Here is an 11,611-nt window from a genome sequence, read left to right as displayed (position 1 = left end):
GAGCATTGTATGAAATGTATTATTTGTTATTCAGATATGAAATTTTATTTTACAAAAATATTTAATATTTATGATTTAAAAGAAGTTCATTATTGGATATGTCCACATTGTGGTTTTTGTGCTTCTAAAACACACTTTGAGATGACAGATATAGAGTGGACAAATTTAAATAATTCATTTCATAACAAAAGCCATAACAGTGAAGAAAATCCATATAACCGTAATCAAAGATATTTTAAACAAGCACAAATGCTGCATTTGATGACTAAACATAAGCTTATTGATAAAAATAATTGGTTGGATTGGGGATGTGGGGTAGGTGCCGTATCACTTCTTTTAAAAAAAATGTTCAGTATTAAATTAATGACATATGATAAGTACTTTACTCCAAAAATAAATTTAATTGATGTGAGAGCTATGACAGCCAGATCATTTGACTTAGTTGTAAATACAGCTGTTTTTGAACATGTAAGAGATAGAGATACATTGAATGAGATCGAATCATATGTTAATGCATCTGGCTGTTTCGCTATACACACCCTAATTCCAGAAGCTATTCCAAAAAATCCAGAATGGATGTACTTATTGCCAGTGCATTGTGCATTTCATACAAATAAAAGCATGCAAATTTTAATGGATTCATGGGGCTATAATTGCTCAGTATATAATGAAGAATCAAAATTGTGGATATTATTTCGTAAAAAGAGCAGTGTAATTAAACCCAAAGTTGAAAAGATAAATAAATCATTAGGTTGGAATTATTTACATTTTAAAGATGGATTTATGGATTACTGGAAGTAGGCATTTTGACATGAAAGAAATAGGTGGATATTTTGAATTAGAACTAGCCCAAAAAGAAGAATATCATTTTAAAGCTATAAAGCTCAATAGCGGAAGAAATGCTTTTAAATATATTTTAAAAACTCAAAGTATTAAAAAGGCGTATTTACCATGCTTTATATGCGATAGTATCGTTGAGCCACTTCAAGAGCTTGAAATTGAATATGAATTTTATAATATAGATAATAATTTTGAGATAGTACAAAAATTAGATATCAAAGATAATGAAAAGTTATTCTATATAAATTATTTTGCGTTGAAATCTGAATATATAAAAAGATTAACTGATATGTATTCAAATAAGTTAATAGTAGATAACACACAAGCTTTTTTTGAGAAACCTATTAAAAATATAGATACTATTTATAGCCCAAGAAAATTTTTTGGTGTAAGTGATGGCGGATATTTGTATACTTCTAAAACAATAGCCGATAAACTAGATGTAGATGAGTCTTCTGAAAAAACTATTCAACTTTTAGGAAGAATAGATAAAAATGCGACATCATTCTATGATGATTATCAAAAAGCAGAACAAAGACTAATGAACCTACCAATCAAAAATATGTCAAGGCTAACACAAAAGATACTTTCTTCTATTGATTATCAAACCATACAGCAAAAAAGAAAAGAAAATTTTAAATATTTACATAGCGAATTAAAAAGTATAAATTTACTAGAAATAGATGAAAGTCTAAAGTTTACACCGTTTGTTTATACTCTTTTAAGTGGGGGGGAAATATATACTAGTTTGAAAACAAAGTTAATAGAAAATAAAATATATGTAGCTAAATATTGGAATGAAGTTTTAGGGAGAAAATCCACAACAGAAATAGAAAAAGATTTTGTAAACAACATCATTCCTTTACCAATAGATCAAAGGTATAGCCTAGAGGACATGAAGAGAATAATAGAGACCATAAAAGGAAACTATCTAAATGTATAAGAATATGGAAGAGAGTAAAAGAGTAGAAAATTTTAAAAGAAACAGTTCACTAGAAGATTTTTTAAATGAAATCAACAATGATTTATGGGAAACAGAAAAAAATCTTTTAAAGATAGCAGAACCTGATTATCCACTTATTTTTGTAATGGGATCACTAAGAAGTGGTTCTACGCTTATGATGCAGTGGCTTGTAAATTTAGGTTTTGCATGTCCCACAAACATGATGTCAAGATTCTATAAGACACCAATTATTGCAAGTAAAATACAGTTACTTTTAACAGATGAAAGATATAACTATCGAAATGAATTGAGAGATTTTAATAGTGAAATTGATTTTAGCAGTGAAAATGGTAAAACAAAAGGTGCTTTATCACCAAATGAGTTTTGGTATTTTTGGAGAAGATTTTTACCTTTTAAAGAGTTAGATTATTTACCTACAAGCGAGCTTTTAGAAAAAGTGGATATAGATACTTTTAGAGCAGAATTTGCAGGTATAGTAGATGTATACCAAAAGCCATTTGCACTTAAAGGTATGATACTAAACTATAATATTGACTTTTTGGATAAGATATTTGAAAAAGCAATATTTATATATACAAAAAGAGATCCTCTTGCAAATATAGAATCAGCTCTCAAAGCAAGAGAAAAACAACTAGGGAGCATAGAAGAATGGTACTCTTTTAAGATACCTGAATATACTGAACTTAAAAAGCTCAATCCTTATGAGCAAGTAGCAGGACAAATATATCATATAAATAAAGCTATTAAATCTGGACTAAAAAATGTGGCAGAGCATAAAAAAATGACAGTAATCTATGAAGAGTTTTGTGAAAATCCGAAAGTTTTTTATGATGAATTGAAAGAAAAGCTAAGAGTTCAAGGATATGAGATGGAAAATGAGTATTACGGTGCAGATAGCTTTGAAATAACACGAAAAAGTGTTGATGACACAAATATAATAGAAGCGTATAAAAAGATTTATGAGAATGGTAAAAATGTTTAATTTTATGAAAAAAAAACAGAAGATATTCTGTATTTCAATGCAGCGAAACGGAACAACTTCTGTTGGTCAATTTTTTCAATTTTTTGGATATAAAGTTGCAGATAATAGTGTTTCACAAAAAAATCAATGGGGCTATCTACATTATTTAGGTGATTTTGAAAAAATATTTAACTCTGGAGACTTTAAAAATAATTCTATTTTTGAAGATGGGCCTTGGTTTTTTCCAGAATTTTATAAGCAACTTTATTTCAGATTTAACAATAGTAAATTTATTTTATTTAAAAGAGACCCTGAAAAGTGGTTCGCTTCAATGTTATCTCATTCAAATGGAAAAAGTTTAGGGAGAACATATGTGCATGCTAAAATTTATAGAAGAGAGAGAGAACTATTTGACATATGGAATAATGAAAATATGGATAAAGATATGAATGGATTAGATTTAAAAAATCTTAAAGAACATTATATTGATGTGTACAATAGACACAATTTCGAGGCTGAACAATTTTTTAAAAAACATGCCCCCAATTCATTATTTATATGTGATTTGGAAGATAGTAGTAAATGGATAAATTTAGGTAGATTTTGTGGCATATCTGTGCCAGAATCTTTTGATGTTCATGTCAATAAATCAAAATAAAAAAAGGTATGTAAAATGTCAATGTTTTTTTTAATGTGCTCAGAAAGAAGTGGGAGTAATTTTATTACAAAGTTATTAAATGGTCATAACAATATTTGTGGACCTTCTACAAAACATATAATCAATCCTGTTGCGAGAAATTTATTTAGATATAAAGATTTAAAAAATGAATCTAATTGGAATGAATTACTTGTTGATATTCATAGATTGATGAGTGTAGGTTTTTCTATATGGGAAAAAGAGTTTAATGTTGATGAATTAAAAAAATTAGCACCTACTGGAGATATAGAATCTTTAATAAGAAATATTTTTATGGAAGAAGCTAAAGCTAATGGAAAGCAACATGTATTTATTAAAGAAAATCAGGTATATGAGTTTTTACCATTTTTACTTTTAAATTTTCCAGAAGCAAAATATATTTATCAAACAAGAGATCCAAGGGATATGGCGCTATCTTGGAAAAAACATACAAATCACCCTGGTGGAGTGGTTCAAGCAGCAAGACAATGGCAGAAAGATCAACAAAATTCACTTAAAAACTACGATGAACTTGCCAAAAGAGGGAAAGCCTATTTTGTACACTATGAAGATTTAATATCTGATGCTGACAAGTATACATCTGAAATAATTCATTTTTTAGGATTACCTCAGGATGCAAACATTGAGAATTTTCATAAAGATGAATTGACTCAAAAAAATGCTGGGATGCATAAAGCTTGGAATAATCTTTCGCAAGGCGTCATAAAAGATAATAAAAATAAATATCTTAATGAACTAAGCGAGATGGAAGTTAAGGTAATTGAGAAAATTTGCTATTATGAAATGAAATTTTTAGGATATATATGTAAATATTCAAAAGAAGAGCTAGAAGAAATTCTAGAAGAAGATATTGAAAGGTTAAATCGAAGCGAATTTGAAAACATTCAATATGAAAGTTCAGAAGGTGTAAGGTTAAATATGGAAGCTAAAAAAATATTTTATAACAAACTTATAGATGAATTATAATGCAGTCTGATAATATTGTTTACCCATTAGTTAGCATTTGTACCGCATCATATAATCATGAAAAATTTATTAAACAAATGCTTGATAGTGTTGTTAACCAAAAAACTAATTTTCAATTTGAATTATTAATTTATGATGACGCTTCAAGTGACAATACTCAAAGTATAATAAAGGAGTATGAAAATAAGTATCCAGAAATTATAAAGCCTATTTTTCAGGAATTAAATCAATTTTCCTTAGGTAAAAGACCTCAGATGTTGTTTAATTTACCAAGAGCAAATGGCAAATATATCATTTTTATTGATGGCGATGATTATTGGCTAGATGAATTGAAGCTACAAAAACAAGTTGATTTCTTAGAAAACAACTTAGAATATATGGCATGTGCTCACAATACTAAGGTTTTAAGAGAAGATATCGATGTGAATAATGATGAGCTGATTGTTAATAATCCACAAAAAAGTATATTTGGAATAGAAGATTTTACAAAGGGAGAAATATATTTTCACACGGCTTCAATACTGTATAGATTTAATGATGAAATGAGAACAAATAAGAATTTTTTAAATTTATATAGAGGTGATTGGTTTCGCGTTATGGTATTTGCTCAGCTTGGTCCCACAAAATACTTAGATGAGGTAATGTCCGTGTATCGTATACATAATAAAGGTATATGGTCATTGCTAAGCAAAAAAGAACAAATCCAAAAAAACCTAAAAGCTATTCTTGATATAAATAAAATATTTAATTATAAATATGAAAAAAATTTTCTAATATTATTTGCAAGAGTATTTGTAACAAGCGAGGTTGATAATAGCCTTGAAAACTTGTTTGAGCTTTTTAAAGATGAAGAGAAGAGTGACTTGATAAAAGTAATAGCATATATAAATAGTTATGCCAAAACAAAAGAAAAATATGTTCAAGAAAGAGAAAAGCATTTTCAAGAACTTGAGAAGTATGTTCATGAAATGCAAGCACTTAAAACATGGAATGTTTTAGCGTTGGAGCGAAGGCTATTTCCAAAAAAAGATGGAAAATGAGAATTAGCAAAGTATTTCGCATAGTAGCCAAATCATTTTACATGTTACTCCCAAAAGTGATAAGAGAGCAATACAAAGAGAGTGAATTATATTTTATTGATTTAGCGAGGAAGGTGAAAAATCGCTATCTTGGAACTTCCGGTGGAGGCTTACATGTTCTTCAATTTGTAAAATCCATAGATAAGCTAGATATCCAGTATGAGACTTTAGCTTCTATAAAAACAAGGAAATCAAGACTAGGTAGTGTCGTTTTATTTGATAAAACAGGAAATTACACTAAGCTTGATGAAATCGAAGAAAATGTTTTGGATATAGATCTTTATTTTTTTAAAGAGATAACCGTTTTGGGTAACACTGACGCTTTAATCAATGGGCATGAGCTTTATCATCAAGAACTTCTGGCAATGAAAGAACATCATGACTTAAAGCGATCGGATATTTTTTCTTACTTTGATCGAAAAGATAAAAGTATTGTGTCTATAAGTATGTCAAAATCTCAAGATTTGACAAATATAGACATACTATATATATCACTACTGAAAGAACATTCACAAAATTATTATCACTGGACGACGGAAATCATACCTAGAGCTTTATTTAGTATAAAAGAACTATCAAAAAAAGAAAATAGTCAAATTTTTGAAAACAAAAGCATAGTATTTCTTATCGATGAAAATATTCCAAAACAATGTCTTGAGATTTTAAAAGTTATAGTGCCATTTAAGTACAATCTAACAACTATAAAAAAAGGAAAGCTATACACATGTAACAATCTTGTCTATTGCTCACCATTTTGGCAATCGCTTGACAATACTTCAGGCAATTTAGAACAAGAAGAATTTTTTGTAGATACTTATGGCTTGAAATTATTTCACGAAGAAATATTTAATTGTTTAGCATTACCAAAAGAAGAACCTTTTAGAAAAATATATTTAAGACGAAAATCTACACAAATGAGATCTATTGTTAATACAAAACAAGTTGAGGATTTTTTCATCAACCATGGCTTTGAAATTGTAGAAACAGAAAAATTAATTTTTACAGAGCAAGTAAAGTTATTTTATGAATCAAAAGTAGTTGTGGGAGCTTCAGGAGCAACTTTTACAAACATACTATTTATGCAACCTAATACAAAAGCAATAATATTTTATCCAAGTCATCCATCGATAAATCATGGTATATTTCAACCGCTAGCTGATGTATCTGGAGTAAAATTGATACACTATAAAACAATTCCTAGTGATGAAAAAAGTATACACAGCAACTTTATGGTAGATTTAAGTAAAATACAAATCATTTTAAAGGGGTGTTGATAGTGGGATTTGGCTTAATAGACTTCAAAACACTGGGAGATGAACGAGGCTCTCTCATAGCAATCGAAGAAGGGTACAATGCTCCATTTGACATAAAGAGAGTTTACTATATTTTTGATACAAAACAAGGTGTTGAGAGGGGTTTTCACGCTCACATAAATCTCAAACAAATTGCCATAGCCGTAAAAGGCTCTTGTACTTTTGTCTTAGATAATGGGAAAACAAGGAAAGAGATAAAACTAATAAATCCAAATCAGGGACTATTTATTGAAGGGCTTATATGGCGAGAAATGAAAGATTTTAGTGCAGATTGTGTTTTAGTAGTTCTTGCAAGTGAGCATTATGATGAGAGTGATTATATACGAGATTATGACAAATTTATAGAAGAAGTAAATAGATGATTCATAAACTATCTGATGTCCAATCAAAAAATATTGGAGAAAATACAAATATATGGCAATTTTGTGTAATCCTTGAAAATGCAATAATTGGAAATAATTGTAATATTAATGCAAGTGTATTTATAGAAAATGATGTAGTTATTGGTGATAATGTCACAATAAAAAGTGGTGTACAGGTTTGGGATGGCATAATTTTGGAAGATAATGTGTTTGTTGGTCCTAATGTAACATTTACAAATGATTTTAATCCCAGAAGTAAGCAATATCCAAATAAGTTTTTAAAAACTACAATTAAAAAGAATGCTTCAATTGGTGCAAACAGCACAATTATTGGTGGGATAACTGTTGCAGAATATGCAATGGTGGGTGCTGGAAGTGTTGTTACAAAAGATGTAGGAGTACAAGAACTTTGGTATGGAAACCCTGCCACAAGGAAGGGACATGTTTGTAAATGTGGACAAAAGTGTGATAGAACATTAATATGTGAAGATTGTGAAATGGGGGGGGGTAAATAGTTATTTTTGCCTAATGGCAGCATGATTATTTATGGTAAAAATATAAATATGAGAAATGAATTTGGATTTTATGGTTTAGGATTTGAAAAATCTCATTTCGATGTACGAAAAGGGAATGATAAGGTTATAGCATTTCATCAAAGATTTGGGGCAAAGATAGTTGATGAAGATGAGTTGGATTATTTTTTTAATTTTGAAAAAAATGATTATGAAATAACAAAAGAAAAATATAGAAGGTATTTGTACAATGATTCCAAGTTTTAAAGATTTTTTAAAAGAGAAGCAAATAGTTGAGAAAATAATGTTATTTGAGCATATAGTTTACAAGCAAATTGATGGAACAAAAAACTCATATAGACAAGATACTGGTAATACAAATAATATGACAATAACTCATAGTCATGTTTATGCAAAACCAAATGGTAATGGCAAAGAATTGTATTCTGTGAACATAGATGGAAGTACTCATGACGGCTATTCAGGAACTGAAGTGCCTAAAAAGCATGCAGATTTTTTTAGAACCAAAGGTTATGAAATAAAACATGATAATATACTAGAATGCTTGTTTTTGGAAAGTTTGAATAAAAATGATTATGAAATCATAATTTTAGAAGAAAGCGAGGAAAACTAATGATCCCATTTTTAGATTTAAAAGGCTTAAATGCTCAACACAGAGCTGAATTAATAGAGGCTTTTACTGAGTGCAAATGATAACTTTATTAAATTACAAATGGTTTATATATTCTATATATTTTTCAGTGTTAATGCTTATATCTCTTTTTGTAAGAGATATCCCAGATCAATTTAACGTATATTTCACTATCGATCAAATAATAAAAACTAGTAGTTTAGGTGATCCTGTGAGTTTTTTAACTGGTGCAATAGATGTATCTAAAAATGGATGGTTTACACCTGCTAATCAATGGTTAATAAATTTATGGCCACCCGGTTTTATGCTGATTGAAGGATATATTCTAAAATTATTTGGGGAATATGTATACATAATATTAACATTACAAATTCTTTCATCTTTAATATTTTCATTTGTATTGATTATGATATATGGTTTTATACCTAAAAATATTAACAGACTAATTGCGTTTTTCATACCTTTAATTTTATTTATTTTTCCTGTATCTAGGGTTTTTTTGCTCGAACCTACCGGGGTATTATTAGGAGAAAGTTTTTCAATAGGGTTTTTTTTATTATTTGTCTTATTTATGCTAAAAGCGCACTATCATTCATATACAGTTTACTCAATTTTAGCAGGGCTATTTTTAGGGATATCAGCCTACTTCAGATCACAATTTGAAACGATATTAGTAATTCTTTCACTATTCGGTATCTTTTTTATTATATTTAATATTTTGAGATATAAGTTTAATTCAAAAAGAAATAAAATTGATTTAAAAAATATACGTATACTTTTTTATATCATTATAACATCAGTTCTCATTACCTTACCGTGGAGAATTTATAACAAAATCCATAACGACAGAATTTCATGGGTAGCAACATCATCTTTAATTTATAGCAATTTAGTAAGTTCAAATGAAAAATTGTTAAGCATTGGTGGAGGTTGGATAGTTGAAGGCAAAGGGAATATGATTTGCTTAGTCAATCCTTCAACGTGCGATGACATAAAAAATAGTAATCCAGAATTATTGATAAAAACTTTTTTAGGTGACCCCATTTTATGGTATCAGATAAAATTTATTCCCTTAAAAAATTACTGGTTCTCTGAGCTTGGCTATTGGACATCACCAAGCCCAAAAATTACACAAAACAGCATGATCATTAACAATAGTTTTATTTTAATGTGTATATTCATCGTCATAACAATTTGTTACAAGCACAAAAATAGTATTGCACAACTTTTGGGATGGATATTTGTTTCACTTTTTATAACCTATTTAATGATTTTTACAGTTGTTCATTTTGAAACTAGATATTTCTATTTCCCAAAGATATTTATTATCTTTTTATTTTTACTATCTTTAATATTTTATTTCCGAGAAAAAAAATATGCTTAATAATACAACATTGCAATCAAAAATATCAATTATAACCCCAGTATACGGATGTTGTGGGAGTCTCAACAATCTATATGAAAGATTAACCCAATCTCTTTCAGCCGTAACAGATGATTTTGAGATAATCATGGTAAATGATTCAAGCCCTGATAATGCATGGGGAACCATCAAAAAATTAGCACAAAGTGATAGCAGAGTAAAAGGGATTAATCTATCACGGAATTTTGGACAGCACAAAGCTATCACAGCTGGTCTTGACTATGCACAAGGCGATTGGATTGTTGTGATGGATTGTGACTTGCAAGACCAACCAGAAGAGATTATAAAGCTTTATAATAAAGCTCTTGAGGGACATGATATTGTTTTTGGGAGAAGAGCCAAGAGAAAAGATACCTTTTTTAAAAAGCTTAGTTCAAAACTTTTTTATAAAGTGTATGATTATTTTACGGAAAGTAAAATTGATAATACAATAGCAAATTTTAGTATTATTTCCAAAAAAGTTTTAAATACGCTAAAACAAATGAGAGAACAAAATAGAACATATCCTTTATTCGTAAATTGGGCAGGATTCAAAAGAACTGAAATTAATATAGAACATTCCTCAAGAGATGAAGGAAAAAGTTCTTATACTTTTAGTAAATTGATAAATTTAGCAATCGATAGTATAGTTTCACAGTCCAATAAGCCACTAAAACTTTCTATCAAGTTTGGTTTTATCGTAGCTTTTTTCAGTCTTTTATATGCAAGTTGGTTAATTTTAAGATATTTTATGTTTTCCATTCCTGTTGAGGGCTGGACGAGTGTAATGGTATCTATATATTTTATAGCTGGGTTACTCTTTGCTAATATGGGAATACTAGGACTTTATATAGGTAAAATATTTGATGAAACTAAAAATAGACCAATATATATAGTTCAAGAAACTACTTTTGAAAATGAAGGAAATTGATGGGATACTTCTATATATTTGGAACAATATTTTTTACAGTTTACGGACAGTTGGTTCTGAAATGGCGAATATCTTCATTGAACTTTACTTTGCCAAATGATTTTTTAGACAAAGTTTTATTTTTATTCAAATTAGTGTTTGATCCATTTATTTTTAGTGGTTTTGCAGCCGCATTTATAGCATCATTTTTTTGGATGGCAACTATGACAAAATTTGAACTTAGTTATGCTTACCCTTTTATGAGTGGAGCATTTGTATTAGTTTTTATTTTGTCAGTATTAATTTTTGATGAAATAGTTACGTGGCAAAAGATATTAGGTCTTATGTTTATTGTAGCTGGCATTATCGTAACAAGCAGGAGTGTTTAACAAATGGCATACTATACACAAGAGCAATTACAACAATTAGGCTTTAAACACATAGGCAAAAATGCAAAAATCAGCGATAAAGCAAGTATTTATAACTGTGATCAAATAGACATAGGAGACAATTCTCGCATCGATGATTTTTGTGTGCTTTCTGGAAAAATCAAAATAGGTAGGAATGTTCATATTACTCCAATGTGCTTGGTTGCTGGTGGAGAAAAAGGGATAGTTTTTGAAGATTTTACAACTATAGCTTATGGTGTTCAAGTCTTTACTCAGTCAGATGATTATAGCGGTAAAACTATGACAAATTCAACTATTCCAAAAGAGTATAAAAATGAGTTAATGAAAGAAGTAATTTTAAAAAAATACTCTATTGTTGGTGCTGGAAGTATTATTATGCCAGGCGTTATATTGGCTGAGGGGACTTCAATAGGTGCAATGAGTTTAATACTAAACTCAACTGAACCTTGGGGAATCTACATTGGTAGCCCTGCTAAAAGACTAAAGGATCGAAAAAAAGATTTATTAGAATTAGAAAAAAAATACTTAGAAAACAAGGAATAA

General features: G+C 28.9%; 15 protein-coding genes. All 15 read left to right on the top strand.

The window, feature by feature from the left end; translation table 11 throughout:
• Nucleotides 1-9: 9 nt before the first annotated feature.
• Nucleotides 10-801 (top strand): methyltransferase domain-containing protein, encoded by a 792-nt coding sequence (locus PHV22_RS07450; protein ID WP_299946815.1) that lies wholly within the window; start codon nucleotides 10-12, stop codon nucleotides 799-801.
• 10 nt (nucleotides 802-811) lie between these two features.
• Nucleotides 812-1,783, top strand: a complete 972-nt coding sequence (locus PHV22_RS07445) for a hypothetical protein (protein WP_299946812.1) — start codon at nucleotides 812-814, stop codon at nucleotides 1,781-1,783.
• The gene (locus tag PHV22_RS07440) at nucleotides 1,776-2,786 is read left to right on the top strand and encodes a sulfotransferase (protein WP_299946809.1); all 1,011 of its coding nucleotides are present in this window, start codon (nucleotides 1,776-1,778) and stop codon (nucleotides 2,784-2,786) included. The genes PHV22_RS07445 and PHV22_RS07440 overlap by 8 nt, the downstream gene beginning before the upstream one ends.
• Nucleotides 2,764-3,423: a sulfotransferase gene (locus PHV22_RS07435; RefSeq protein WP_367187082.1), complete on the top strand. Its 660-nt coding sequence runs from the start codon at nucleotides 2,764-2,766 to the stop codon at nucleotides 3,421-3,423. The genes PHV22_RS07440 and PHV22_RS07435 overlap by 23 nt, the downstream gene beginning before the upstream one ends.
• A 15-nt stretch (nucleotides 3,424-3,438) precedes the next feature.
• Nucleotides 3,439-4,428, top strand: a complete 990-nt coding sequence (locus PHV22_RS07430; RefSeq protein WP_299946803.1) for a sulfotransferase — start codon at nucleotides 3,439-3,441, stop codon at nucleotides 4,426-4,428.
• Entirely contained in the window at nucleotides 4,428-5,468 is a 1,041-nt protein-coding gene (locus PHV22_RS07425; RefSeq protein WP_299946800.1) for a glycosyltransferase, read from the top strand. The genes PHV22_RS07430 and PHV22_RS07425 overlap by 1 nt, the downstream gene beginning before the upstream one ends.
• On the top strand, nucleotides 5,465-6,781 hold the full coding sequence (locus tag PHV22_RS07420; RefSeq protein ID WP_299946797.1) for a glycosyltransferase family 61 protein: 1,317 nt from the start codon (nucleotides 5,465-5,467) through the stop codon (nucleotides 6,779-6,781). Before PHV22_RS07425 ends, PHV22_RS07420 begins: the two co-directional genes overlap by 4 nt.
• Complete coding sequence (locus tag PHV22_RS07415; RefSeq protein WP_299947043.1) at nucleotides 6,781-7,182, top strand: FdtA/QdtA family cupin domain-containing protein; 402 nt, start codon at nucleotides 6,781-6,783, stop codon at nucleotides 7,180-7,182. Before PHV22_RS07420 ends, PHV22_RS07415 begins: the two co-directional genes overlap by 1 nt.
• Complete coding sequence (locus PHV22_RS07410; RefSeq protein ID WP_299946795.1) at nucleotides 7,179-7,697, top strand: acyltransferase; 519 nt, start codon at nucleotides 7,179-7,181, stop codon at nucleotides 7,695-7,697. Before PHV22_RS07415 ends, PHV22_RS07410 begins: the two co-directional genes overlap by 4 nt.
• A gap of 6 nt (nucleotides 7,698-7,703) precedes the next feature.
• Entirely contained in the window at nucleotides 7,704-7,961 is a 258-nt protein-coding gene (locus PHV22_RS07405; protein ID WP_299946792.1) for a hypothetical protein, read from the top strand.
• Nucleotides 7,945-8,328: a hypothetical protein gene (locus PHV22_RS07400; protein WP_299946789.1), complete on the top strand. Its 384-nt coding sequence runs from the start codon at nucleotides 7,945-7,947 to the stop codon at nucleotides 8,326-8,328. The genes PHV22_RS07405 and PHV22_RS07400 overlap by 17 nt, the downstream gene beginning before the upstream one ends.
• Before the next feature lie 76 nt (nucleotides 8,329-8,404).
• On the top strand, nucleotides 8,405-9,730 hold the full coding sequence (locus PHV22_RS07395; protein ID WP_299946786.1) for a hypothetical protein: 1,326 nt from the start codon (nucleotides 8,405-8,407) through the stop codon (nucleotides 9,728-9,730).
• Nucleotides 9,723-10,679, top strand: a complete 957-nt coding sequence (locus PHV22_RS07390) for a glycosyltransferase family 2 protein (RefSeq protein WP_299946783.1) — start codon at nucleotides 9,723-9,725, stop codon at nucleotides 10,677-10,679. The genes PHV22_RS07395 and PHV22_RS07390 overlap by 8 nt, the downstream gene beginning before the upstream one ends.
• Entirely contained in the window at nucleotides 10,679-11,047 is a 369-nt protein-coding gene (locus tag PHV22_RS07385; RefSeq protein ID WP_299946779.1) for a hypothetical protein, read from the top strand. The genes PHV22_RS07390 and PHV22_RS07385 overlap by 1 nt, the downstream gene beginning before the upstream one ends.
• Nucleotides 11,048-11,050: 3 nt before the next feature.
• Nucleotides 11,051-11,611, top strand: coding sequence for an acyltransferase (locus PHV22_RS07380; protein ID WP_299946776.1), 561 nt, complete (start codon nucleotides 11,051-11,053; stop codon nucleotides 11,609-11,611).

The sequence above is a fragment of the Sulfurimonas sp. genome (assembly GCF_028713515.1).
In the GTDB taxonomy this organism is placed as follows: Bacteria; Campylobacterota; Campylobacteria; order Campylobacterales; family Sulfurimonadaceae; genus Sulfurimonas.
The sequence above is the reverse complement of the archived record's forward strand: the minus strand, read 5'-3'. Positions and strand labels throughout refer to the sequence as shown.

Excerpts from the sequence above, each read along its gene's own strand:
- PHV22_RS07420 (WP_299946797.1), top strand. The coding sequence starts at position 5,465 with ATGAGAATTAGCAAAGTATTTCGCATAGTAGCCAAATCATTTTACATG.
- PHV22_RS07440 (WP_299946809.1), top strand. The coding sequence starts at position 1,776 with ATGTATAAGAATATGGAAGAGAGTAAAAGAGTAGAAAATTTTAAAAGA.
- PHV22_RS07385 (WP_299946779.1), top strand. The coding sequence starts at position 10,679 with ATGGGATACTTCTATATATTTGGAACAATATTTTTTACAGTTTACGGA.
- PHV22_RS07410 (WP_299946795.1), top strand. The coding sequence starts at position 7,179 with ATGATTCATAAACTATCTGATGTCCAATCAAAAAATATTGGAGAAAAT.
- PHV22_RS07395 (WP_299946786.1), top strand. The coding sequence starts at position 8,405 with ATGATAACTTTATTAAATTACAAATGGTTTATATATTCTATATATTTT.
- PHV22_RS07450 (WP_299946815.1), top strand. The coding sequence starts at position 10 with ATGAAATGTATTATTTGTTATTCAGATATGAAATTTTATTTTACAAAA.
- PHV22_RS07400 (WP_299946789.1), top strand. The coding sequence starts at position 7,945 with ATGATTCCAAGTTTTAAAGATTTTTTAAAAGAGAAGCAAATAGTTGAG.
- PHV22_RS07430 (WP_299946803.1), top strand. The coding sequence starts at position 3,439 with ATGTCAATGTTTTTTTTAATGTGCTCAGAAAGAAGTGGGAGTAATTTT.
- PHV22_RS07435 (WP_367187082.1), top strand. The coding sequence starts at position 2,764 with ATGAGAATGGTAAAAATGTTTAATTTTATGAAAAAAAAACAGAAGATA.
- PHV22_RS07380 (WP_299946776.1), top strand. The coding sequence starts at position 11,051 with ATGGCATACTATACACAAGAGCAATTACAACAATTAGGCTTTAAACAC.
- PHV22_RS07390 (WP_299946783.1), top strand. The coding sequence starts at position 9,723 with ATGCTTAATAATACAACATTGCAATCAAAAATATCAATTATAACCCCA.
- PHV22_RS07445 (WP_299946812.1), top strand. The coding sequence starts at position 812 with ATGAAAGAAATAGGTGGATATTTTGAATTAGAACTAGCCCAAAAAGAA.
- PHV22_RS07425 (WP_299946800.1), top strand. The coding sequence starts at position 4,428 with ATGCAGTCTGATAATATTGTTTACCCATTAGTTAGCATTTGTACCGCA.